The organism is Paramicrobacterium salitolerans (genome assembly GCF_051513965.1).
Lineage (GTDB): Bacteria > Actinomycetota > Actinomycetes > Actinomycetales > Microbacteriaceae > Paramicrobacterium.
The window spans coordinates 2,365,277-2,389,100 of sequence record NZ_CP195847.1 but is presented as its reverse complement, the minus strand read 5'-3'; the positions used below and the strand labels follow the sequence as shown (position 1 = coordinate 2,389,100).

General features: G+C 65.4%; 18 protein-coding genes. 8 read left to right on the top strand and 10 right to left on the bottom strand.

The window, feature by feature from the left end; all coding sequences use genetic code 11:
* Window positions 1-35: 35 nt before the first annotated feature.
* Window positions 36-1,130: an Ig-like domain-containing protein gene (locus ACSAGD_RS11485; protein ID WP_437582887.1), complete on the bottom strand. Its 1,095-nt coding sequence runs from the start codon at window positions 1,128-1,130 to the stop codon at window positions 36-38.
* Window positions 1,131-1,227: 97 nt separating this feature from the next.
* Between ACSAGD_RS11485 and ACSAGD_RS11480 the strand changes: the two genes are divergently transcribed.
* Window positions 1,228-1,887: a hypothetical protein gene (locus ACSAGD_RS11480; protein WP_437582886.1), complete on the top strand. Its 660-nt coding sequence runs from the start codon at window positions 1,228-1,230 to the stop codon at window positions 1,885-1,887.
* Entirely contained in the window at window positions 1,874-2,671 is a 798-nt protein-coding gene (locus ACSAGD_RS11475; RefSeq protein ID WP_437582885.1) for a hypothetical protein, read from the top strand. The genes ACSAGD_RS11480 and ACSAGD_RS11475 overlap by 14 nt, the downstream gene beginning before the upstream one ends.
* Here the strand turns inward: ACSAGD_RS11475 and ACSAGD_RS11470 are convergent, their stop codons facing one another.
* Window positions 2,672-3,001: a hypothetical protein gene (locus ACSAGD_RS11470; protein WP_437582884.1), complete on the bottom strand. Its 330-nt coding sequence runs from the start codon at window positions 2,999-3,001 to the stop codon at window positions 2,672-2,674. It abuts the gene before it with no gap.
* Window positions 3,002-3,094: 93 nt separating this feature from the next.
* Between ACSAGD_RS11470 and ACSAGD_RS11465 the strand changes: the two genes are divergently transcribed.
* The 3 genes from ACSAGD_RS11465 (at window position 3,095) to ACSAGD_RS11455 (ending at window position 5,198) form a co-directional block, all read left to right on the top strand.
* On the top strand, window positions 3,095-3,721 hold the full coding sequence (locus ACSAGD_RS11465; protein WP_437582883.1) for a hypothetical protein: 627 nt from the start codon (window positions 3,095-3,097) through the stop codon (window positions 3,719-3,721).
* Window positions 3,718-4,497: a hypothetical protein gene (locus ACSAGD_RS11460; RefSeq protein ID WP_437582882.1), complete on the top strand. Its 780-nt coding sequence runs from the start codon at window positions 3,718-3,720 to the stop codon at window positions 4,495-4,497. The genes ACSAGD_RS11465 and ACSAGD_RS11460 overlap by 4 nt, the downstream gene beginning before the upstream one ends.
* A gap of 74 nt (window positions 4,498-4,571) precedes the next feature.
* Window positions 4,572-5,198 (top strand): immunity protein Imm33 domain-containing protein, encoded by a 627-nt coding sequence (locus ACSAGD_RS11455; protein WP_437582881.1) that lies wholly within the window; start codon window positions 4,572-4,574, stop codon window positions 5,196-5,198.
* 13 nt (window positions 5,199-5,211) lie between these two features.
* Here ACSAGD_RS11455 and ACSAGD_RS11450 read toward each other — a convergent pair whose 3' ends face one another.
* Together ACSAGD_RS11450 and ACSAGD_RS11445 are read right to left on the bottom strand one after the other, a co-directional pair.
* A complete protein-coding gene (locus ACSAGD_RS11450; RefSeq protein WP_437582880.1) occupies window positions 5,212-7,356 on the bottom strand; it encodes a YhgE/Pip family protein in 2,145 nt (714 codons plus the stop codon).
* Entirely contained in the window at window positions 7,353-10,064 is a 2,712-nt protein-coding gene (locus ACSAGD_RS11445) for an MMPL family transporter (RefSeq protein ID WP_437582879.1), read from the bottom strand. Before ACSAGD_RS11445 ends, ACSAGD_RS11450 begins: the two co-directional genes overlap by 4 nt.
* A gap of 93 nt (window positions 10,065-10,157) precedes the next feature.
* Here ACSAGD_RS11445 and ACSAGD_RS11440 point away from each other — a divergent pair, with 93 nt between their 5' ends.
* A complete protein-coding gene (locus ACSAGD_RS11440; protein ID WP_437582878.1) occupies window positions 10,158-10,826 on the top strand; it encodes a TetR/AcrR family transcriptional regulator in 669 nt (222 codons plus the stop codon).
* Between the two features lie 3 nt (window positions 10,827-10,829).
* Here the strand turns inward: ACSAGD_RS11440 and ACSAGD_RS11435 are convergent, their stop codons facing one another.
* Window positions 10,830-12,236, bottom strand: coding sequence for a sugar porter family MFS transporter (locus ACSAGD_RS11435; RefSeq protein WP_437582877.1), 1,407 nt, complete (start codon window positions 12,234-12,236; stop codon window positions 10,830-10,832).
* A gap of 182 nt (window positions 12,237-12,418) precedes the next feature.
* Between ACSAGD_RS11435 and ACSAGD_RS11430 the strand changes: the two genes are divergently transcribed.
* Window positions 12,419-12,982: a dihydrofolate reductase family protein gene (locus ACSAGD_RS11430; protein ID WP_437582876.1), complete on the top strand. Its 564-nt coding sequence runs from the start codon at window positions 12,419-12,421 to the stop codon at window positions 12,980-12,982.
* 1 nt (window position 12,983) lies between these two features.
* Here the strand turns inward: ACSAGD_RS11430 and purL are convergent, their stop codons facing one another.
* The 3 genes from purL to ACSAGD_RS11415 all read right to left on the bottom strand — a co-directional run bounded on the left by purL (window position 12,984) and on the right by ACSAGD_RS11415 (window position 18,437).
* Window positions 12,984-15,287 carry a phosphoribosylformylglycinamidine synthase subunit PurL gene (gene purL, locus ACSAGD_RS11425; RefSeq protein WP_437582875.1) on the bottom strand — a complete coding sequence of 768 codons (2,304 nt, stop codon included), beginning with the start codon at window positions 15,285-15,287 and terminating at the stop codon, window positions 12,984-12,986.
* Between the two features lie 83 nt (window positions 15,288-15,370).
* A complete protein-coding gene (locus tag ACSAGD_RS11420; protein ID WP_437582874.1) occupies window positions 15,371-17,995 on the bottom strand; it encodes a LuxR C-terminal-related transcriptional regulator in 2,625 nt (874 codons plus the stop codon).
* 205 nt (window positions 17,996-18,200) lie between these two features.
* Window positions 18,201-18,437, bottom strand: coding sequence for a hypothetical protein (locus ACSAGD_RS11415; protein WP_437582873.1), 237 nt, complete (start codon window positions 18,435-18,437; stop codon window positions 18,201-18,203).
* Here ACSAGD_RS11415 and ACSAGD_RS11410 point away from each other — a divergent pair.
* Window positions 18,424-22,488, top strand: a complete 4,065-nt coding sequence (locus ACSAGD_RS11410; protein WP_437582872.1) for a hypothetical protein — start codon at window positions 18,424-18,426, stop codon at window positions 22,486-22,488. The genes ACSAGD_RS11415 and ACSAGD_RS11410 overlap by 14 nt on opposite strands.
* Window positions 22,489-22,555: 67 nt before the next feature.
* Here ACSAGD_RS11410 and ACSAGD_RS11405 read toward each other — a convergent pair whose 3' ends face one another.
* The gene (locus tag ACSAGD_RS11405) at window positions 22,556-23,119 is read right to left on the bottom strand and encodes a hypothetical protein (protein WP_437582871.1); all 564 of its coding nucleotides are present in this window, start codon (window positions 23,117-23,119) and stop codon (window positions 22,556-22,558) included.
* Between the two features lie 22 nt (window positions 23,120-23,141).
* Entirely contained in the window at window positions 23,142-23,789 is a 648-nt protein-coding gene (locus ACSAGD_RS11400; RefSeq protein ID WP_437582870.1) for a trimeric intracellular cation channel family protein, read from the bottom strand.
* Window positions 23,790-23,824: the final 35 nt, after the last annotated feature.

Genomic DNA, 23,824 nt, shown 5'->3' with positions numbered 1-23,824 from the left:
CTCAGTGTCTCCATTCGGTTGGATCGAGAAAGTGGTCACGCGCCCACCTCGTCGAGGAATCTGCGGAAGGCGGTGAAGTGGTCGCCTCCCGTTGTGTCGTCTGCGGGGGCCGCGACGTGCGGCAGGGCGAGCGCGATGCGCGTGCCCTTCTCGTCGCTCGTGAGAGGGAAGGGCGTGCCACCGTCGCTCAGCGGCACGAGGCCCTTCTGAGGGAGTGCGGAGTCTTCGGGCACGACGGTCACGCTGCCGGTCGCCTGCGCACCGGATTCAGAGACCACATGGAAGGAGAACTGATCGACCTGAGCGTCTCCGCTCGGGGTGTACGTTGCCTCGCCCTCTTCTGAGCAGGTGACGACTCCGTGCATCGGTGGACCGCATGAGGTGAATGTGACGTCTGACCCTGCGGAGACCATGTCGCTCAGCGTGAGCACGGTCTGCTCGGCGCCGAGCGTCGCGAAGACGTGAAGCGCGGTGACCGGCTGAGCGGCTTGGGGCGACACATCGACCGTGACGACGGCACCCTGCGACCATCCGCCAGCGGAGTCGCCTGCCCGGTAGATGAGCTCCGCCTTTCCGGTGAAATCGGGTCGGGGCGAGAAGACCAGGTGGGTCGGAGTCGCCCAGAACTCGCCCGCGTCGGCCGGTGACAGGGATGCCGCGTCGATGCCGGCGCCGTCAGAGCAGAGCGTGCAGCTGATCCCGAGGTCGGAGAAGGGAATGAGGACAGGAGTGCCCGCGCTCGCTGGACCCGCGTAGGTGAGGTCCGTGGTCGCCGGGGGCTCCGGAGGCTCGAGCGAGACACGGTAGTCGATCGTCATGGTCGTGCGGCCGTTCGTCATCTCCGCGGTCACGACGACGGGGTCGATCTCCGGGTCGTACGTCTCGGCTCCGAAGGTGATGCTGGAGGGCTCACAGGAGAGCACCAGATCGGATGCCGCGGAGACGGCGCCGCAGTCGGAGAACGTCCACCCCTGCGACGGCGAGACGTTGGCAGTCCCCTCGTAGGGAATCGGAACGTTGGTGGGGTCGACGTCTCCCTCGGCGAAAGCACCGGTGGACGGCATGAGGACCGTGACGAGGGCACCGAGAACGCCGAGCGCGTAAGCGCTCGACCGGCGGAAGCGTCGCACTCTCGTCCCTCCCGTCGAGATGCCAGCAGAATGGTCAACCGATAACATGCTAATGATTACCGGGCAGGAGCGCCTGTCGGATGCATGGAAGGCTGAGATGAGCGGCGAACTCCCCTCGAGGCGGCGGAACCGCGCAGCCTCGCGCGCGAGCGAGGCGACGCTCGCTGCGCCCGCGAGCGGCCCGCTGACGGTCGTGGACCAGAACGCGGGTGTTCCCACGTCAGAACCGCCGACGCAACCTGAGCCGCCCGCGTCGGGCTCAGCGCGATCGACGGCTGAATCGCAGCCCGTGAAGCGCAGCCTCATCTCCGGGGCGGACGTGCTCCCAGAGCTGACGGAGGCGCCCGAGAAGCCGCGCCCGGTCTGGAAGCATCCCGCATTCATCGTCTCGGTCATCGTCGCGTTCCTCGCGATTCTCGCCGTCGCCGCGTTCATCGTGTTCGGGATCTTCTTCGGAGGCAAGCCGGTGGTCTCCAAGCTGTCGATCGGCGGCGCGGGCGGAAGCGTGCACCTGAACTGGAGCGGCCCTGACGTGCCCTACAGTGTGTTCGTCGTCGACGGCTCGGGCACCCCGACCGACGTGACGCAGTTGGTGACGGGACGCGACATCTGGATTCCGAACGCGCTCGGTCTCTACGACGAGAACAGCTGCTTCGTCGTCCGCCCGTCTGAGGTTCCCGATGCCGTGAAGCTCAGCGCGGATGTGCTCGAAGCCCAGGGCGCACAGAGCGTGTGCATGTCAGATGTCGGTTCGTAAGCGCCGCATCGGACGAGCGCTCGCCGTCGCCGTCGCCGTGTCGATCGTGATGAGCGGATGCTCAGGCGGTCTGCTGAAGCGCGGCAAATCGAGTCCGCCTCCGCCGGGGACGCCCCCGGCGAACCTTGATCTCGGTTCCGTCGATGACGCGAAATCGGGACAGAACGGCCTATGGCACCTGTCGGGGAGTCAAGCGATCGAGCAGATCATCGACGCCGTCGACCGTTCGGACGGGGTGCTGTACGAGGGCACGTACGTCGAGCAGATCCCGGTCGAGGGCGACGATCAAGCGACGACCGAGGGGCGCACGCTGCACGTGACGTACGCGGGCAGCCCCGAGCAGTACTCGGCGTCGATCGAGGCCGGAAAACTCACCGCGAGCATCGTGACGGTGAAGGGCGATACCTACGTATCGGGCAACGACGCGTTCGCGGCGCACATCGGAGTGGCTGAGGCCGCAGAGGGTTCGGTCTGTGTCGCGGACGCTCACGGCATCCTCGACGAATGGAACCTCGTGCTCGACCCCGCAGCGCTTGTGGAGGCGCTGCTCGGCAACAGTGCGTCGGTGAGCGTTCCGGCGGACGGGAAGCAGAAGAGCGTCGATGTCGTGATCAGCGACGGAACAGCGCCCGTCGGGACGATGAGCGTCGCCGCCTTCGGGCCGCCGCTGCCGCACAGCTATGTCGCGGGCGACTCGTCGGGCGACGCATCCTTCACATTCGACGAGTGGGGGACGACTCGAACACCGACCGTTCCCGACGATGTGGTCGTCGGTTGCGAGTGACTACCAGCCGGGGTAGCCGGTGCAGGCGCGAGCGATGAGGTTCACGCCCGTCTCCTGGTCGGCGAAGGCGCGCCACGCCTCTTGCGCGTCGCCTCGGCGCGCGGCATCCTCCATCTTCTGAAGGCTGGCGTCGTACACGCGGTCCCAGGCGAGGTAATCGGGGTTGTCGATGCCGGCGGCGCCCTTGTCGCCGATGGCGCGGAGCTTGCCGATGACGGTCACCACATCGGCGAGCTTGGACGGCTTGCCCATGGCCTCGATCGTCGTCGTGGTCAGTTCGAGCACGACGGCGCGCAGCTCCTCGCATCGGTCTCGCAGAGCATCTGACATGATTCCTCCGTTTCGCGGATGATCCTCGACGAGTGTACCGATCGGTCTTTACACGTGCATTTAGAATGGACGCGCCCGACAGCGAAGGACACAATGCGCGACATCGAGAACGAGTTTCGAGCCGACCCGCAGCGATTCACATCGCGTCGAAACGTGCGGAAGACGGTGATCCTCGGAGTGATCGGGGGCGTGCTCATCGCGGTCGCCGGAGCCATCGTCGCGGGCTATAGCACGTTCAGCGAATGGGTGGAGCCATCGGGAGCGAGCGGGACGCGTTACAACTCCGTCATCGTCCACGCTCTCGGAACGCCTCTGACGCCCGTGCTCATCGCCGTGATCGGTCTGTTCGTCGTGTACTCCGCGATCAAAGCCATGCAGTGGTCTCGGACGGAGACGGGAGCGGAGATCACGCCGGTGGTGCGCGAGTATTTCCACGCATCGTCGCAGCAGGTCGCTCAGCTGGCCCAGAATTTCGCGACCGGAGCGCCGAGCAGCTTTCTCCCCGTTCCGGAGTCAGACTCGAAAGGCGGAGCCCTGCTCGAGCTCTGGCTCTGCGACGACGATCAGATCGGCTATGTCTTCCTGGCCCACCGCGTCGACAAAGTCGCATTCCCGATGATCGAGATGCGGGGCGAGAGGTACCGCATCCTCGCCGACGCGAAGAAGCGCGGCATCCGTCGGCCCGTCCCCGAAGACGATCGTGTCGGAGACAGCGCATGAGCCAGACGGTTGCCCCGGAGTGGGCGGACTATTTCGCGGCGCGCCGCCGCTACGAGACGCTCTACGATCCGTCGCGTCGCGAGAGCGTTCTGCGGTGGAACCGCTGGGTGATGACCGCGTGCAGCATTCTCGGCGGCGCGGCGCTCGTGTGCGTCGTACTCGCCCTGGTCATGGACATTGGCATCTGGGTGCGACTCATCGTCGTGCTGGCGATCTTCGCGGCCGTCACGGTCGGCATCCTCGTTCCTCTGATGCTTGCCTATCGTCGTCGGATTCGGCGTGAGACCGCGCAGGAGACCGCCCTCTATCTCGGGGTATCGGCTGAGGGTGTGCATCTGGCGAAGTTTCCGGTGATCCGGTGGGACGAGATCTTCCTCATCGCAGTGATCGACCGCACGGCGAGCAAGCCGGCGCAGCTGGAACGCCCGCTGCTCGGAACGGGAGCCCGCCTCTCGGCGCGATCAGGGAACGGGTGGGTCTCAGTCATGTTCGCTCTCAAGAACGCTGAGGCAGTGATCGAGAGGGCCATGGATGCCGACGCACGTCGTTTCGTCAGCACATGGACGCAGCCGTCAGGCCCGCGAACCGGCACGATGAGCCTCGTTCCCGATGCTCTCGTGAACCCAGAACCTCTCGCTGCAATGCTCTACGCCCTCGAGCAGGGCTGCCGCTGGTCCGGCACGGAGTTTCTCGCTGGACCAGCCGCCATGGATGCGATGAACCGCATCGGGCAGCTCGTCGACCCCACGTGGGTTGCCCCGCCGCCGAAGAAGTGAGCAGGGCGGGCATCCGCTGAATTGACACGGCACCCGCTTCGTCATCAGAGCGCTGCCGTCGATACGATGAACCTGTGGCTGAGACGTATACGCGAGAGATTGCCGGTCAGACTGTTTCGTGCACTGCGGACCCCGCTCTGGAGCCGCAGGCCGACGCGCTCCTGAATGTGATCGAAGCGGCGCCCGCTGAGCTTGTGAAAGACGGGTTCGTGCTGCGTGCGGGCTGGAGTGCGTTCAAGCTCGTCGACGATGACGGCATCCTCGTTGTTCACTGCCCGGACTTCGCGGGTGACATCCACGACTGGGTCTCGAACGTGACACTCGCGCTCGCCGTCGAGGCCGAGCAGTCGGTGGTCGCGCGGCTCGCAGAGCTCGAGGATGCCTCTCCCGCGCTGTTCACTCAGCGGGTGGTGTACGCGGATGGCGTTCTCGAAAGTCACGCGCTTGTGGCGCAGCACGCAGCGGCCGGCAGCGACCGCGATTCGGGCTGGTTCCTCGGATTTCCCGGTGAGGATGCCGAGGAGGACGCTCTCAAAGCGACCACGGTCGGTCAGCTTGTGCGCTCGCGTGCGGCGGTGCTCAAGGTCTTCGTGCTGCCGGAGGGGTATCTCGCCGCATTCGATGGCGACGAGATCGAGCTGATCCTCGACGCGGACGATGAGACGGTCTACGAGCGGCCTCACGAGGAAGCGCAGGCGTAGACCGCCTCACGCATCAGGCGGGCGCTGCCGCGAGTCTTCGGGCGGAGACCGTTCGTCTCAGGGCGATGCTCAACGTCGTCACGGCGACTCCCGCGAGCAGCCAGACCACCAGGGCCACCACGGCTCCGCCGATGCCCGGTGTGCCGAGCAGCACGGAGCTGAACGCCGACCGCGCGGGACTCACGGGGAAGAGGCCGAACAGCTTCTCGAGCACGCCCGGAACGGTGGAGATCACCCCCGTGGCGAGGGCGAGCACGCCGACGATCATCGAGATGAAGCGACCGGTTCCGCCGAACGCGGCGACGAGCGCCTGGTTGACCGCGGCGAACGCCGCGCCGATCAGGGCGGCGACTCCGGCGAAGCCGAGGCCCTCCATGAACGTCAGACCCTGGGCGATGCCGACGATGACCGAGACGAGCACGCCCTGGATCACCCCGAGCAGCAGTCCGGGCGTCGCCGAGCGCAGCATCAGCATGAACGCCGACTTCGTCGACCCGAGGGTCGCCCGCGGGGTCGCGCGCAGCAGGAAGAACGTCGCGAGCGCACCGAGCCACAGAGCGATCACAGCGTAGAGCGGAATCCCGCCTGAACCGAAGGAGAACGCCGAATCGTCATCGGATGTTGACACCGGGTCAGAGACGACATCGGCGAGAGAGCTGCGCTCGGATTCGCTGTAGTTCGGGATCTGGTCCACAGCTTCGGCGAGTCCGTCGGACAGGGATGCCGCTCCGTCGTCGAGCTTCGATGCGCCATCGCCGAGCTGCGTCATGGCGTCGCTCAGGGACACGACGCCGCCGGTGTACTCGGTGATGCCCTCGACATACTGGGAGGCGCCGGTCGAAAGCTGGGTCGCACCGTTCGAGAGCTGAACAGCACCACCAGAGAGCTGCGAGGCGCCACCCGACAGCTGCTTCAGACCATCTGCGAGGGTCGCCGCGCCCGTTGCGAGTCCATCGGCGCCAGTCTGCACAGATCCTGCACCGTCGGCTGCGCTCGCGATCCCGTCTGCGAGCGGTTGCATGCCATCGTTCAACGCGGACATACCTTCAGAAACCTCTGTCGCGCCTGCTCCGAGTGCGGTGATGTCTGTGACGCCATCTCCGTCCGCGTCTCCGTTGAGTTTGGTCACTGCAGCTGCGAGCTGTTCGCATGTTCCGGCGACTCCGGCGCTGCAGGCCTGGGCGAGCGGGTTGAGCGCCGCGATACCGTCGGTGAGCTTGGTCACGCCATCCGCTACACCTGACGCGCCGTCGGCCAGCTGCTGCGTCTGTCCGGGGAGAGCGGCAGTCTGCTCCTTGAGCTGCTGGAGGCCGCTTACGAGGGACTGCAGACCTGCAGAGAGCTGGGATGCTCCGCCCGAGAGCTCGCCCGCGCCGGCAGCGGACTGGGAGGCGCCGTCCGCGAGATCGCTGGCTCCTGACGAAAGGTCGCTCGCACCGTCGGAGAGTCCGGAGGCTCCGTCAGCGAGGCCCTGGGCACCAGTGACGAGCTGGTCGGAGTTCTGCGCGAGCTCGTCGGCTCCCTCCGCCGCTTGGCCGAGTCCGTCCGACAGCTCGGATGTTCCGTCGGCGAGATCTGAAGCGCCGTCGGCCGCGGTGCCGAGCTGGTCGTGCAGAGTGTTGAAGCCGAGGAACACGTTGTCGAGGTAGCTCGAGGTGAGTTCGGTCCCCAGAACGTTCGCGGCTGTTGTGGTGATCACCTGGCTGATCGCGTCATCGATGAGCTTCGAGTCGTCGCTCGTGGTGACGTCGATCACGGCCTTCTCGGCATCCTCGGGGTCACCCGCGGTGGAGGTCGCGGCCTTCGAGAAGTTCTCCGGAATGGTGACGACGGCCGCGTAGGTTCCGTCCTCAAGGCCCTCGGCGGCGCCGTCTTCGTCCGTGACGATCCACGAGTAGTTGCTGTCTTCGCCTTCGCTGTCGACGAGCCCCGCCCCGAGCTGACGCCCGAGCGGCACGACCTGATCGTTCAGCGTCACCGGTTCGTCGTTGTTGACGATCGCTGCCTGCACGGTGCCGAGCCGATCTGCGGGGTTCCACAGGGCCCACACGAGGAGCCCGGCGATCATGAACGGGACGAGCAGCAGACCGATGATCGTGAGCGGCCGCGAGCGCTTCGCGCCGTCGGTGCGTTCGAGGTAGGGGAATCGGGTGCTCATGCGGATGCCTCCGTGACGAGTGAGCGTGAGTGGTCGGGGGCGACGAACGTGTGGTCGTCGCAGATGTCGGGAATGGATGCCGTCGCGCAGCCGAGAAGGATCGTCGGTGCGTCTTCGCGGCCTCGGGCGCGGGTGAGTTCGGCGAGCAGGCGGTCGCGCTCATCGCTGTCGGTGACGGAGTCGAAGGCGTCGATCGCGAGGATCGTCGGCTTCTCGGCGAGAGCGTCGCGCACCAGGGCGCGGGGGCTGTCGGATGTCGCGAGGGTCACGTAGCCGGCGATGCGTCGCACCGCGGGGCCGCGGGACGGCAGCACAAGACCGGCGATCTTGAGCGTGCCGGTGGCCTGCGGCATCCGTCCTGTCACAGCGAGAAGGGCTGCGCGGACGGCGCGGGCGCTGTCTCCGTGCACAGCGTGGATGGTTCCGGGCTGCACACGGAAGGCGGTGGGCGCGAGGACCTGCTCGTCGTCGGTGCTGACGGTGAGGTCATCGGCCGCGATCGCCAGCCGGGCATTCGGAGCGGGCCACTCGGCGAGCTCGAGCTCACGCGCGAGGCCTTCACCCTCGACGTCGAAGGCGGGGAGGATGCGGTCGAGCCACCGCGGCATCCACCATGCCTTGTCGCCGAGCAGCGCGAGCACCGCGGGCACGAGCGTCATGCGCACGATGAACGCGTCGACGAAGACACCGACCGCGAGTCCGAGCGCGATGGGTTTGATGTTGACGTCCTCACTCGGCACGAATGCGGCGAACACGGCGATCATGATGACCGCAGCGGCTGTGACGACCTTCGCCGACGACGTGAACCCGGTCTCGATCGCGCGTCGTGCGTTCTTGCCGTGCACGAAATCTTCGCGGATGCGCGACACGAGGAACACCTCGTAGTCCATCGCGAGTCCGAAGAGCACACCCATCAGGATGATCGGGAGGAAGCTGATCACGGGGCCGGTTCGGGCGACTCCGAGCTGCTCGGCGAGCACGCCGTCGCCGAAGACGAGCGTGACCGCGCCGAACGACGCACCGACAGAGAGCAGGTAGCCGAGGGTCGCCTTGATGGGCACCGCAATTGAGCGGAACACCATCGTCAGCAGCACGAGCGAGAGCCCGACGACGAGCAGACCGAAGGGCAGGAGCGCCTGACCGAGCTTCGCGGAAACATCGATGCCGACGGCGGTGAAGCCGGTGACCGCGAGGTCCACGTCGTACTTGTCGAAGAAGTGATCGTGAAGCGAGCGGATCTCGTTCACGAGAGCCTTGGTCTCGTCGGAGTCCGGCCCGTGCTCGGGGATCACTTGGACGATGCCGGTGTCGGCGGATTCGTTCGGAGTGGCGAGGGGCACGGAGTCTACGCCGTCGAGCCCCTCGATCTCGTCGCCGATGTCTTCCATGAGGCCGAGCGGGTCAGTGCTCGTGATGATCGAGCCCGTGACGATGAGCATTCCGTTGTAGCCCTCGCCGAAGTGCTCCGACACCAGGTCGTAGGTCTGTCGCGCCGAGTTCTCCTCGGGTAGTCCGCCCGCGTCGGGGAGCGCGAGCTTGAGGCCGAGCGCAGGGAACGACGCCACGCCGAGCGCGACGACCACCGCCGTGATCGTGATGATCGGTCGCTTCGTGACCGCCCGGACCCATCCGAGGAAGAAGCGGTTCGGGCGGACGATCGACGTGTCGGAGGCGTCCTTGGAACGCCGCGGTCGGAGGCGCTCGCCAGCGACAGCGAGGAGCGCAGGAAGCATTGTGAGCGAGACGAGCACGGCGACGGCGACGCCGAGGGCCGCCGCGACGCCCATGGTGGTGAGGAAGGGGATGCCGGCGACGCTGAGCCCCAGGAGCGCGATGATCACCGTGAGACCGGCGAAGACGACAGCGGAACCGGCGGTTGCGACAGAGCGAGCAACGGACTCCTCGACGTCGAGACCGTCGCGCAGCTGGTCGCGGTGTCTCGAGATGATGAACAGGGCGTAGTCGATGCCGACCGCGAGGCCCAGCATGAGCGCGAGCATCGGGGTGGTCGACGTGATGGAGGTGAACGCCGTCGCGCCGAGCACGAGGGTCATCGAGACGCCGACGGCGAGCAGCGCCGTGATGAGGGGCATCCCCGCAGCGAGGAACGAGCCGAACGTGAGCACGAGCACGATCAGCGCGACGACGACCCCGAGCGCCTCGATGATGCTGAGGGTCGGCATCTCCTGGCTGAACAGCTCGCCGCCGAGCGACGCGGTTGCGCCGTCGGGGAGTGCGCTCTGCAGCGAGGCCGTCGCGTCTTCGAGCTCGGTCTTCGTCGAGTCCGGGATCTCGAAAGTGCTGCCGTCGAGCTGGATCGTGATGAGAGCGGCATCCTTGTCGTCGTTGATGCTGCCGTCGACCGTGTCATCGAAGGGCGAGAGCGCTGTGTCCACGTGGTCGATGTCGTTCAGCTCGTCGACGGCATCCTCGATGGGCTCTGACATATCGGCATCCGTGACGCTCTGGCCGTCGGGGGCGACGACGATGAGCTGCGCGCTCGAACCGCTCACCTGAGGGAAGGTCGCACTCAGGCTGTCGAGCGCGTTCTGCGACTCCGTGCCGGGAATCGAGATGCTGTTGTCCATTCCCTGACCGAACAGAAGTGCGCCTGCGCCGGTGATCGCGAGAAGAAGGATCCAGAGACCGATGACCGTCTTCCGAATGCGGAACATGGCTCGGCCCAGGGAGTAGAGGAAGGATGACACGGTTCTCCAGAATCTCGATACAGGAATGTATCCAATACACGAATGTATCGGATACACTTGTGTATCGCCAACTTCTTTCAGAAAGGTTTCAGCATGGTCGACACCCAGGCCGAGCCGGCGTCAGCGCGACGTCAGAAGACCCGGGAACGCCTGCTCGACGCGGCGTACGACGTCTTTGCCGAGGTCGGTGTGGATGCCGCTCCCGTCGAGCTCATCGCGGAACGCGCCGGCTTCACGCGTGGCGCTTTCTACTCGAACTTCGAGAGCAAGGGTGAACTGTTCATGGCGCTTGCGGAGCGCGAGAACGCGGAGCGACTGGAGAAGGTGCGCGAAGGCGTGCGCGATGTCATTCCGAGCCTGAGCAAGCGGCTCACCGGCACCGACGACGAGAAGCTGGATGCCCTCACCGAGGCCGTCGCGGGTTTTCTGAAGCTGCAGGGCGACGACCGACACTGGTGCCTCATCGAGGCGGAGTTCCGCATTCAGGCGCTGCGCAGTCCGGAATTCGGCACCTACCTCGCGGAGTACTTCGAGGTGCTCATCGGTCGCCTCGCTGACACTCTCGTCAGCACGATCGACATGCTCGGCTTCCATTTCGTCGTAGACCCGATCGTCGCCGCGCGCACGATCGTGTCGAGTTACCACATGGCCGTCGAGAAGCGGCTCATGATGGGCGGGGGGCGCCCGCCTCACGAAGACGAAGAGCTGCAGCGAATGATCGCCTCACTCGTGTCGGTCATGACAGCGCGCAACACCGCCTGACCGTTACTTCGTGAACAGCGTCTCCGCCTGCTCGAGCTCCATGCCCTTGGTCTCGGGAACCTTCGAGAACACGAAGAAGAACGAGAGCAGCGCGAACACCGCGTACAACCCGTACGTGAGCGGCAGCGACCAGCTCGACATGCTCGGGAACGTCACGGTGATGGCGAAGTTGGCGAGCCACTGAGCGGATGCCGCGACGCCGAGAGCCTTGCCTCGGATCTTCGGTGGGAAGATCTCGCCGAGCAGCACCCAGACGAGCGGGCCCCACGACGCCGCGAACCCGATGACGAAGAGGTTCGCCGCGATCAGTGCGATCGGACCCCATGCACCGGGCAGGTGGACGTCGTCTCCGCTCTTCGAGGCGAAGCTGAACGAGAGCGCCATCACGCCGAGCGAGATCGTCATGAGCACGGACCCGCTGAGGAGGATCGGACGACGGCCGACGCGGTCGACGAGGAAGATCGCCACGAAGGTGAGTACGACGTTCGTGACCGACGTGATGACGCTGACCAGCAGTGAGTACTCCTCAGTGAAGCCCACGGCCTTCCACAGGCTGGTCGAGTAGTAGAAGATGACGTTGATGCCGACGAACTGTTGGAAGATCGACAGGATGATGCCGATCCACACCACGCCTTGAAGGCCGAATTTGGGGCCTCGCAGCGATGAGCCGGAGTGCTTCTCGTCGGTCTCGATCGCCTTAGTGATGTCGTTGATGTTGCGGTCGACCTCGGAGGGGATCACGAGTGTCTCGAAGATGCGCCGCGCCTCGTCGGGGCGCTTCTTCGCGAGCAGATAGCGCGGTGACTCCGGCAGAGTGAACGACAGCACGATGTAGACAACCGCGGGCACGATTCCGACGAGGAACATCCAACGCCAGGCCTCGAGGCCCATCCAGAGCTTCTCGCCCGCACCGCCGGCAGACGTCGCGAGCACGGCATCGCTGAGCAGCGCTGCGAAGATACCGAGCGTGATCGCCAGCTGCTGGAACGAGGCGAGAGTTCCACGAATCTGCCGCGGCGAGATCTCGGCGATGTAGGCGGGCGTCACGACCGACGCGATACCGATTCCGATGCCGCCGAGAACGCGCCAGAGAAGAAGGTCCCAGGGTGAAAATGTGAGTCCAGCACCGATGGAGCTGACCAGAAAGAGGATGCCGCCGATGAAGATGACTCGCAGGCGCCCGTAGCGATCGGCGAGACCACCCGCGATGTAGGCGCCGAGAGCGCAGCCGAGCAGAGCGATCGCGACGATCACACCGGTCAGTGCTGGGCCGAGCGAGAACGTGTGGTCGATGGAGTCGACGGCGCCGTTGATGACGGATGAGTCGAATCCGAAGAGGAAGCCTCCGACCGCTGCGGCGACGGAGAGACCGTAGGCCTTCTTCGTGTAGGGCGTCGATTGATGTGACATCGGTACCGCTCCTTTCGGGAGCGGTGCATCGACCGTTCCCCCTCGATCGACGGGGCTGGTAGCCCGGCCTGCCTCAGCCTACATCTGAGAACCCGTGGCCGTGCAAGGGCTCGACAGTCGTGATGCGCGCTGGAAACGCGTGTCGCTCACACCTTCCGCAAAGGTCGAATACGGTGAGGAGCATGACCCGAATCGTCTACAACACGGCATCGTCGCTGAACGGCTACATCGCCGATGACGACAACTCTCTGGACTGGCTGTTCGCCGTCGAATCCGGTGAAGCTCCGGACCACGGAACGTTCATGCGCGACATCGGAGTCATCGTCGAAGGGTCCACGACCTACGAGTGGGTGCTCTCCTCGACGAAGCTCATGGAGAACCCCGAGAAGTGGACGACGTTCTTCGGGGAGACTCCGACCTACGTCTTCACCTCGCGTGAGCTGCCGATTCCTGAGGGTGCCGACGTGCGCCTCGTGGGCGGTGAGGTGCTCGACCACCTGGACGAGATCGTGACTGCAGCCGCGGGTCGCGACGTCTGGCTCGTCGGGGGAGGCGAGCTGGTCGGACAGTTCTACGACATCGGCGCGCTTGATGAGATTCAGATCTCGGTCGCTCCCGCCGCGCTCGCCGGAGGCGCGCCTCTCTTTCCCCGAACGACCGAGCCCGGCGACCTCGAGCTGACCGAGGTCAAGCGCTTCGGAGACTTCGTGCACGTCTGCTACAGCGTGCAGTCGGACCCCTCCTGACTCAGGCGAAGCGCGAGCGGAGAGGCTCGCGGTGCGTCTGACGCAGCTCGTCGAGCGACAGCGTGTATACGTCCTGAACATCGAGCGCGACGTCTGCGGGCGCCTTGCCGTCGGTGACGCCGATGCGAAGCACGGGGTAGCCGCGTCCCTCGCACAGTCCGCGGAACTTCACGTCGTCCTCGCGCGGGATCGACACGATGACGCGCCCCGTCGACTCGGAGAACAGAGCGGATGCGGCATCCACGCCGTCTCTCTCCATGATCTCGCCCAGCCAGACGCGCGCGCCCACTCCGAACCGCAACACCGACTCCGCGAGCGCCTGCGCGAGCCCACCGTCGGAGAGGTCATGAGCTGACGCCAGAAGACCTTGCTGGGATGCCGCGTGGAGCAGCGCCGCGAGATCCTTCTCGCGCTGGAGGTCGACCGCCGGCGGGCGGCCGCCGAGGTGCCCATGGACCGTGCCGGCCCACGCCGAGCCCGAGAGCTCCGTGCGGGTCGTGCCGAGAAGGTAGATGTTGTCGCCTTCGTCCTGCCACCCAGAGGGCACACGACGCGCGACGTCGTCGATCACGCCGAGAACACCGACGACCGGAGTCGGGAAGATCGGGGTGTCGCCCGTCTGGTTGTAGAACGACACGTTTCCACCGGTGACGGGGATGCCGAGTTCGAGGCACGCATCCGAGAGGCCCTCGACCGCTTCGGAGAACTGCCACATGACCTCGGGGTTCTCGGGGGAGCCGAAGTTGAGGCAGTCGGTGACGGCCGCCGGAACGGCTCCCGTCACGGCGACGTTGCGGTACGCCTCGGCGATCGCCAGCTGCGCGCCCTTGCGCGGGTCGAGCTGGCAGTAGCGACCGTTCGCGTCGGTTGCGATGGCGAAGCCGAGACCGGACTCCTCGTCGACGCGGATCATGCCGCCGTCGTCGGGGAAGGAGAGCGCGGTGTTGCCGAGCACGTAGTAGTCGTACTGGTCGGTGATCCAGCTCTTGTCGGCGAGGTTTGCCGAGCCGAGCAGGGCCAGAGCCTGCTCCCGCAGGACGGCCGGGTCATCGCTGCGCTCGAGCGCGCTCGCGGTGTCAGCCTGGAGCGCGTCGATCCACTCGGGGTAGGAGACCGGGCGGTCGTAGACGGGGCCATCGACGGCGACCGTCTTCGGGTCGACATTGACGATCTCTTCGCCGTGCCAGTTGATGACGAGACGGCCCGTGTCAGTGACTTCGCCGAGGACGCTCGTCTCGACATCCCATTTCGCAGCGACCTCAAGGAAGGCGTCGAGCTTCTCGGGCGCGACGACGGCCATCATGCGCTCCTGCGACTCCGACATGAGGATCTCCTCGGCCGTGAGCGAGGGGTCGCGCAGCAGAACGCCGTCGAGCTCGATGAACATGCCGCCGTCTCCGTTGGCCGCGAGCTCGCTCGTCGCGCACGAGATGCCGGCGGCACCGAGGTCTTGGATGCCCTCGACGAGCTCGCTGCGGTACATCTCGAGGCAGCACTCGATGAGGACCTTCTCGGCGAACGGGTCGCCGACCTGAACGGCGGGGCGCTTCGTGGGCCCGCCGTCATCGAACGAGTCGGAGGCGAGGATGGAAGCCCCGCCGATGCCGTCGCCGCCGGTGCGGGCGCCGAAGAGCACGACTTTGTTGCCGACGCCCGAGGCGTTGGCCAGGTGCAGGTCTTCGTGGCGAAGCACGCCGACGGAGAGAGCGTTCACGAGCGGGTTGCCCTGGTACACGGGGTCGAAGTAGGTCTCGCCGCCGATGTTCGGCAGGCCGAGGCAGTTTCCGTAGAACGAGATGCCGCTTGTGACGCCGTGGACGACGCGCGCCGTGTCGGGGTCGTCGATGGCTCCGAAGCGCAGCTGATCCATCACGGCGACCGGACGCGCACCCATCGAGATGATGTCGCGCACGATGCCGCCGACGCCGGTCGCGGCGCCCTGGAACGGCTCGATGTAGCTCGGGTGGTTGTGGCTCTCCACCTTGAATGTGACAGCCCAGCCCTCGCCGATGTCGATGACGCCCGCGTTCTCACCCATGCCGACCATGAGGTTCTTGGTCATCTCAGGGGTGACCTTCTTGCCGAACTGGCGAAGATACTTCTTCGAGCTCTTGTAGGAGCAGTGCTCGCTCCACATCACCGAGTACATGGCGAGCTCGCCCGAGGTGGGGCGACGACCGAGGATCTCACGGATCTTCGCGTATTCGTCGGCCTTCAGGCCGAGTGACTCGTACGGCTGCTCCTTGTCGGGAGTCTCGATCGCGTGTGCAACGGTGTCGGCGCCGGTCGATTCAGGGGTGCTCACAGATACCTAGCTCCAGTGTGGGGTGGTGCCCGTCGGGCGTACGGACCAGAACCATCCTATCCGGCGGCGCGAGCCGAGCGTGGTCAGAGGATGCCGCGATGATTCGCCTCTCGGACGGCCTCGCCGCGGTTCGCGACGCCGAGCTTGCGGTAGACCGCCCTCGCCTGCGTCTTGACGGTGTTCACGGAGACGCTGAGGGCGCCGGAGATCTCCGTGAGCGTGGCCTCCGTGGCCAGGTGGCGGAGCACGACATGCTCGCGTCCGGTGAGGTTCGCCGATGTTCCGGGTCGAGGAAAGAGCTCGGGCGACTCATCGAGAATCGCTTGGATCTCGTCCGCGCGCGCGTACCGATGAAGGAAGGCACGTACGTCGCTCCGCGGCATGATCGAGAACGGCGATCGCAGTCCGGCGGAGAGCGCTCGATCGGCGGCATCCCCGAAGCCTCGTTCAGCGACGTCGATGTCTTCGAGACGCAGGTGGGCGGATGCTGCGAGAAGCTTGAGCGTGATTCGCTGGCGCTGCGTCAGGCGCTGAGCGTCCGATACGGAGTTCGCCGTGGCGAGAGCGCGGTCAGGCTGACCGCCGATGAGGTGAGCGAGAGCGCGGGAAACAGCGAGTCTCGGATGCGTTCGACACCGACGCGCCGACGTGAGCGCGAGCGCCGGCGCGAGACTGCCCTTGGCGATGAGCAGCATTGCGCGCAGCTCATCGAGCAGAGCGGTCATCTCAGGGCTGATCGGAGGGTGGCCGTTCTTCTCGGCGATCATCGAGTTGAGCACCGTCAGAGCATGAAGGTGTCCCTGCCGCTGCCAGGCGATGTGGACGCTCACCTCGACGAGGAGCGGCCACATCTCGATCGTCTTCCAGTGCAGCATGCAGTGCTGGAGCTCGCTCTCGGCGTCGTCGAAGAGGCCGTGCTCCAGCATGATCAGCGCGCGGGCGAGGTGAAGGGGCACCGAATAGAAGCTGGCGTCGAAGTGACGCGGCAGCCCCTCGTCCTCCAGTGAGGCGATCGACGACTGCGCCAGGGCGATCTCGCCATCGGCGGCTTCGATGTAGGCGGAGATACATGGCGGTGAGTAGTCATGCCGCGAGTTCCGACCTCCGCGAGGGTGAGTCTCTCCTCTGAGCACGTGTTGGGCTTCGTCCAGCCGCCCGAGGAAGATGAGAGTCATCGCGCTGGACGTCGCGAAGACTGTCTCGGCGGACTGGAGGATGCCGTGAGGATCGTCGACGCGTTGCAGCATCCTTCTGAACCTGCGATAGGCCGGTTCGACGAGTTCGTAGCGTCCCACCAGACGCAGCCCCGCGGTGAGCGCCGCCTGCACCCAGACGTGATCGGGCGTCGGATGCCGGAAATTGCCGACGAGCTTCGCCTCGCTGAGGGCGATGGTCTTGACGAACAGCTGGGCCGCGCGCGCCGTGTGCCCGGCGATGTTGTGCGAGATCCCGTTGAGCAGACTCAGCAGAGGCTCGCGTGAGAAGAACGAGCGGCGCTGCGACGTCAGTGCCTCGGGAGCTCGATTGAGCGCGACGGTGATGGGGATGAATGCGCGCTGGGCGAGGGAGACCGCGAGTGCGGCGTCCTCCGCGTCGAGTGCACTGAAGAACGCCTGCGTCAGGCGGCCCTTCTGCTCCTGCCACTGGGCGAGGCGACGATACAGTCGTCGCGACTCGTCGTGGCCGAGGCGCGCGAGGAGCCCTTCGCGGAGAACCGGCTGGAGACGGAACACGGACAGAGCCCCGGCTTCCCACGCGCCGAGTCCTCGGCTCTCGACGACGTCGAGGATGTGGGAGTCGTCGGAGTCGGCACCCAGCCACGCGGCCAGTTCGAAAGTGAACGACTCGACGATCGAGGTGACGAGCAGGTACTCGAACCCAGCGGTACGACTGAACTCATCGACGAGGCGCTCACGAAGCGCCTCGAGTGATGTCAGCCCGTCAAGCTCCGCGTGCAGGTGATCGCGACTCTCGTCGAGCATCATGCGAAGTGCAAATGGCCAGCCACCCGTGGTTTCGACGGCAGTGCGGATCTCCCGGGCGTCGAGTGGAACACCAGCGCGTTTCGCGAGTGCCGCATAGTCCTCCACGGAGAACTCAAGGTCCTCTCGCTTCAGCATGCTGAGCCCATGAGGCGCCGCGGTGGTGAGCCATTCAGCATCGATGCTCCGTGTCGCAATGACCAACGAGAGGTTCTCCGTGTTGCGAACGACGCGGAGAAGGTCCTCGGAGACCGACGGATCGCTGATGTTCTCCCACGCATCGACGATGAGCACGACCGGGGCGTCGAGTTCTTCGAAGCTGCGACCGATCAGTCGAACGAGCGATGTCGAGATATCCCCGTCGGGGACGATCGCGGCAGGTGCGGCTCCGGATGCCTGAGCAACGTCGCGGACGAGCGAGGTGACGTGTCGCCAGAACGGCATCCGTGTATTGCAGCTGCTGTCGATCGTCACCCAGAGGATGATCTCGGAGTCGGCGTCGCGACGTCGTCTCCGAGCCCACTGGGCAAGCAGTGTGGTCTTTCCGTAGCCCGCAGGAGCGTGAACAACGCAGAATGTGTCGGATGACGCCCGGTCGAGGCGGATGAGCGGTGCGTCACGTTCTATCGCCAGCCGAGAGAGCCGAGGAACGCTGATTGATGCGCTGACAGCAGGCAGGGACGGCCGTCGATTGAGCTCGTCGACGTCGTCGCTGTCGTGATTCACTTCTTCACTTCTTCTCACTTGCCGCAATTGCTCACCATAGTCAGTTTCGCCCTCGATATGGGGTGAGGGGTGAAAACGAGGGGTGATATTCCCGTTCTCCATGGAATGCGCGTGTTCGCCGCTGCTTGACTCCCGGCGGGGCACGTCGTGCTCATGCTCGAATTCGAGCGGTCAAGTGCTGCAGGAGGGGAAACGTGCAGAGATCTCACGTGAGATTGTCGGCCGGCTCAGGGCCGGGAAGCAGAGGGTTGGCGATGCGGGCGCCGAGGTCAGTGTCGATGGGGGTGATCGGTGCACTCATTGCGGCGCTGCTGTCGTTCGCGACGCTTCTGATGCCCGCGGCTTCGGCCCACGCAGCGAGCACGCCGTTGCCGAGCACGATCCACACCGACAATACGTTCTTTGCATACGTGAAGACGGGCGAGACGGTGACCGTCAGCATTACGCCCACGGTATCCGGTGTAAACCCGACGACGGTTGTCACGGATGCTCAGGGGACGGCGCTCGGAGGAAACGGAACGTACACTGCTGGCTCCGACGGCATCTTCACCATCGCGACAAACTCTGGCGGTGAATGGAACCAGGGGTCGCGCTGGGAGATCACAGTTCGAGATGGAGGAACTGAGAAGACCGGTCGGGTCTGGGTCGAGAGCTACCACATGGGGCAGAACGTCACTCAGACGATGGACGAGTTCCCGCTCTGGATGGTCAATAACTCCGGTTATGTGTATTCCGTCGTCCTTCGGGACTTCAATGGGATCAACTCGACGATCACAGCGGACTCCGTTGGCAATGCCGTTTCCGGAGAGAACTGCGCGACACCGCGCTACGCATCGACGGAGTACGAGAATGCGGCGATGGGATGCGGTGAGCAGTACCGCCTGTTCTTCGAAGAGCCAGCCGATGATCTTCCGGCGACATCGCAGGCGGCGTCAGGATCGCTGCCGATTCTGCCGGAGATGCTCACCGAGGATGATCTTGACGTGACGGATCTCTCGTTCACTCCCGCACATCCGAACTCATCGACTGCGGGGACCCTGACGTGGACGCCTCCGCAGCGATACTCCGGCGGGTACACGCTTGACATCGATGCCGACGGGAACGGCTCGTATGACGACGATGTCGACCTCTCCATCCCGATGGGGGCAGACGGTACGGCGGAAGCGACGTCATTTGAATTCGACGGGTTGGACGCCAATGGCGACCGAATCGGAACCTGTGTCCCAGTGAACGCGCGAGTGCACTTCGACCGTGTCGGAGAGATTCATCTTCAGCAGAACGATGTTGAGCAGCGCACGCTGTCGATGACACGCCTCAACGGTGCAGGGGCCCCCGACTCGACGATGTACTGGGACGACGAGACGGCACTCAGTGAAAGCCGGGCCAACCAGACGCCGGTTACGGACGGTCGTGCTGGAGTCGACAGCACCGGAGGGGTACACGGCTGGGCATACGACATCAACTCATGGGGCAACGAGCGTTGGATCGATGACTGGACCTACCTGCCCATCGACAAGACCGCTGCAACGGTGTCGATTGCGGGCAGCTGCCTGTCGATCGAGAAGACCTCGGACATGACCGAGGATGCGCGCCCGGGTGACGTTGTCACGTACGAAGTCGTTGCCACAAACGACGGAGATCTCGCCTACGCGGAGGACAACCCCGCGGTCATCACAGACGATCTGTCGTCCGTTCTCGATGACGCGACATACAACGACGATGCGACTGCCACGGCCTCCGAAGGAACAGCTGTCTCGGCGCCGACCTACGCCGAACCGCTGTTGGGCTGGACGGGGCCGCTCGGCGTAGGCGAGTCCGTGACGATCACCTACACCGTCACCCTCGCCGCGGGTGGTGACGGCACTGTACGGAACGTGGCCTTCGCGGGAGACGGTGAGACTCCGGTCTGCGATCCGCCGACAGAGGACGGCACAGACCCTGGCTCGGGCGTCCCGTGTGCTGAGGTCGACAACCCGCTGCCGAAGCTTGGCATCTCGAAGACCGCTGACCGCACGGACCTGCCGAAGGTCGGCGAGACCGTGACGTACACCGTGACAGTCACGAATGAAGGTCCGGGCGACTATACGGCCGACGCGCCTGCGTCGTTCACGGATGACCTGTCTGACGTGATCGATGACGCGACGCTCGATGAGTCGTCGATCGACGCGTCAGCGGGCGACGTCTCGTACGTCGAACCTGCTCTCTCGTGGACTGGTTCCCTTGCTTCGGGCGAATCGGCGACGGTGCGTTACACGCTCACGTACTCGGGTAAGGGTGACAGGATGCTGCGAAACGCAGCGTGCGTCCCCGAGGACGAAGCCGCGGCCGGCAGCTCTGCATGCACCACGGTCACCGTTCCGGGCGCTGCGCTCTCTCAGTCGAAGAGCGTCGACCCGTCCTCGGGCACCGCGGTGCGTGCGGGTCAGGAACTGACGTACACGCTCGTCTTCGAGAGCATCGGTGAGACGGCCGTGACAGTCGACACGTACGACGACCTGTCTGAGCTGCTCGACGACGCCACCCTCGTCGGGGAGCCGACGGTCGACGGCGCCGGTCTCGTCGCGGCCGCGGATGACGACCGCATCCTCATCTCTGGCTCGATCGAAGCTGGCGAGACTGTCACGGTCACCTACACGGTCGTCGTGAAGTCCTTCGATGAGCAAGGCGATCATGTCATCGGCAACCACCTCGCTGACCCCGACGGCAACGCATGCGCCGAGGGCGAGTGCACGACGGAGAACCCGGTGAAGCACCTGACGATCGACAAGACGTCAGACGCTGCGGAAGACGTCGCCACGGGAGACACCGTGACCTATGAAGTGACGGTGACGAACGACGGCGAAGCCGATTTCACAGCTGATGAACCAGCGAGTGCGACTGATGATCTCACCGAGGTCCTCGACGACGCGTCGTACAACGGCGACGTCAGCGCATCAGCGGGCGAGGTCTCGTACGCGGATTCCGTGATCACATGGTCGGGCGCGCTCGATGCCGGTGACTCGGTGACCATCACCTACACGGTGACCGTCACGAACCTGGGCGATCACGAGCTGCTGAACGTGGCCTCGCTTCCGAGCGAGATGTGCGATGACGCGGACGCTCCGTGTGATTCGACGGTCGTGACGTTGCTGCCGAACGTGACGCCGTCGAAGACCTCCGACCCCGCGTCTGGAGAGGACGTCGTCGCAGGTCAGGACGTCACCTACACGCTGACGTTCACGAACGATGGCAAGGCGATCGGCTCGCTCGATTCGACGGACGATCTCTCGGACGTTCTCGATGATGCCGATCTGACTGGCGAGCCCGTGTCGGGCTCAGACGCGGTCTCTGCAACGGTGACGGACGGCGCGATCCGCATCGTCGGTGAGATCGAGCCGGGCGAGACGGTCACAGTGAGCTACGTCGTCACAATCCGCCCCGATGGTGAGCGGGGTGACAACCTCGCGAAGAACGTGGTCACGCCTGACACGCCGCCATTCGCATGCGCCGACGGTGATGCCGACTGCGACCCGTTCATTCCGCCGACGACAGAGCACCCGATGGGTGAGCTGGCCGTCTGGAAGTCGGTCGATCCTGCCTCGGGAACGACGGTTCAGCCCGGTCAGGTCGTGACGTACACGCTGCACTTCGAGAACACCGGTAAGGCTGACGTCGACGTCGCTCGCGATGACGTGCTCACGCAGGTGCTCGACGACGCGGAGATCACGGCGTTGCCGACCGCATCGAGCGAAGCGCTCACCGTGAGTGAGATCGCCGATGCGCGCTTCAGCGTGACGGGTGTTCTCACCGCGGGCGAGAGCGAGACAGTCACATACGCTGTCACAGTCAAGGCCGACGGCGAACGTGGAGATGATCGTCTGGGCAATGCCGTCGTGAAGACGGGCGATGAGCCGCCTGCAGCTTGTGAGCCGGCCGACGGGGAGCGCGCAACCTGCACGATCAACCACGTCTCCAACGTGGTGGTCAGCAAGTCGGCGGATCCGGAGAGCGGAGACGTGACAGACGGCCAGACCGTCACCTACACGATCACGTTCACCAACGTCTCGACCAACCCGGAGGCCGAGGACGGAGCAGTCGACTACACCGACCACATGTCGGACGTGCTCGATGACGCCGCGCTCACCGGTGCACCCGCAGCGTCGGACGACGCGATCACGGCGAGGGTGTCGGGAGACACGATCGTGATGGCGGGAGCGATTCCGTCGGGTGAGACTGTCACGGTCACCTACGCAGTCACGGTGAAGAGCTACGACGAGCAGGGCAACCACGTGCTCGGCAACGTCGTCGCGGTGACAGGGGAGACGCCAGTGTGCGCTCCTGACTCGCCGCTGTGCACGTCGCATGACACGACGAAGCCGAACCCGCCCGTGCTCCCATGGACGGGGGCGGACGGAGCGCTGCCTGCCCTCGCAGCCGCGCTGCTGCTTCTGATCGGAGGCGGAATGACGCTGATCATCATGCGCCGTCGCCGTGAATCAGGAGACATCGAGTAGTCCCCCGCGACTCGATGACGAAGCCCCGTTCCCAAAAGGGAGCGGGGCTTCGTTTGGTCGCGGCTGATCAGGCGCGCGAGCGGATTCCCGCACGTTTGAGTCCGGCGACCAGCAGGTGGGCGAGGACGACGGCCGTTACTGCGGAGAGGATCCGAGCCGCGAGGACGGCACACAGGAAGAGCGGCGAGAAGAGGTCGGGACTGATCACTGCCAGCGAGATCAGAAAAGCGACGAGACCGCCGACTGTCGAAGCGAGGACCCAGCGTGTGCGCGACGTCCATTGAGAGCCGAGGAGCCTGACGATCGCTCCCGCTGCGAGCGTCGGCAGGGCGAGAGCGGGGAAGAGCAGAAAGCCGAGCGTCGAGAAGGGAAACGCGAGAGCGGCGGCGACGCAAGACGTGAGCGGGATCGCGGCCCACGAACGCAGCAGCATTCCAGCTGCGAGCGGCAGCACGAAGTGAAACCCGGCGGCGAAGGCATAGACGATAGGGGATGCCCAGGCGACAGCGGCCATGGCCGGGGCGGAGGCCGCGGTCAGGACGGCTTCGAGCGCTCCGAACGCCGCGACGATGAGGAGCATCCTGCTGCTCGCGCGTGTGGCGCGGCGCGGACCCGACGCGACGGAACTCATGCCGTCATTCTGCCGCATCCGGCTACTCTTCCGAGGGTGAATCGCTCTCCCGGTGCTTCCACACGCGAGGCACCGGGGCATTCCACCCGAAGCGGATTCCGAGCATGCGGATCAGGAAGCAGACGCCAGCTGCGATCACGGCGGTGACCGGTCCGTAGAGCCCGAACAGGGATGCGGCGACAGCCAGAAGCGCTCCGATGAAGGCTGGCACTGCGTACAGTCCGTCGCTCAGAACCGATGGCACGCGACCGAGAAGCGCGTCGCGAACAGTGCCGCCGCCGACAGCGGTGATGGTGCCGAGGATGATTGCCTGCGCAGGGCCGAGGCCGAATCCGACGGCCTTCATCGCGCCCGTGACGGCGAAGAAGCTGAGCCCGACGGCATCCAGCACCTCGATCGGCATCCACAGGCGGTCCATGCGATGACCGAACGCGAAGGCGATGAGCGCGCCCAACCCGGCCGCAGCGAGGTAACGCCAGTCGTGGAACGTCGCCGGCTCCGTGTTCAGGATGAGGTCACGGATGATGCCGCCGCCCATCGCGGTGATCATGCCGAGCGCGATCACGCCGACGATGTCGATGCGGACGGCGCGTACGGCCGTGAGGCCGCCGTTGAGAGCGAAGGCGAACGTGCCGGTGAGATCGAGCACGAGCAGAAGCGTCGTCTCCACGCTCAGCGCCTCCTGACTTCGTGCATGCGCTTATT

Bases quoted from the DNA above. Each gene is read 5' to 3' on its own strand.
- ACSAGD_RS11440 (WP_437582878.1), top strand. From the start codon at position 10,158: ATGGTCGACACCCAGGCCGAGCCGGCGTCAGCGCGACGTCAGAAGACC.
- ACSAGD_RS11480 (WP_437582886.1), top strand. From the start codon at position 1,228: ATGAGCGGCGAACTCCCCTCGAGGCGGCGGAACCGCGCAGCCTCGCGC.
- ACSAGD_RS11450 (WP_437582880.1), bottom strand. From the start codon at position 7,356: ATGAGCACCCGATTCCCCTACCTCGAACGCACCGACGGCGCGAAGCGC.
- ACSAGD_RS11460 (WP_437582882.1), top strand. From the start codon at position 3,718: ATGAGCCAGACGGTTGCCCCGGAGTGGGCGGACTATTTCGCGGCGCGC.
- ACSAGD_RS11405 (WP_437582871.1), bottom strand. From the start codon at position 23,119: ATGAGTTCCGTCGCGTCGGGTCCGCGCCGCGCCACACGCGCGAGCAGC.
- ACSAGD_RS11430 (WP_437582876.1), top strand. From the start codon at position 12,419: ATGACCCGAATCGTCTACAACACGGCATCGTCGCTGAACGGCTACATC.
- ACSAGD_RS11475 (WP_437582885.1), top strand. From the start codon at position 1,874: ATGTCGGTTCGTAAGCGCCGCATCGGACGAGCGCTCGCCGTCGCCGTC.
- ACSAGD_RS11435 (WP_437582877.1), bottom strand. From the start codon at position 12,236: ATGTCACATCAATCGACGCCCTACACGAAGAAGGCCTACGGTCTCTCC.
- ACSAGD_RS11470 (WP_437582884.1), bottom strand. From the start codon at position 3,001: ATGTCAGATGCTCTGCGAGACCGATGCGAGGAGCTGCGCGCCGTCGTG.
- ACSAGD_RS11415 (WP_437582873.1), bottom strand. From the start codon at position 18,437: ATGCTGACGGTCACCGTCTCGCCCGTCTTCACGTATGCAAAGAACGTA.
- ACSAGD_RS11465 (WP_437582883.1), top strand. From the start codon at position 3,095: ATGCGCGACATCGAGAACGAGTTTCGAGCCGACCCGCAGCGATTCACA.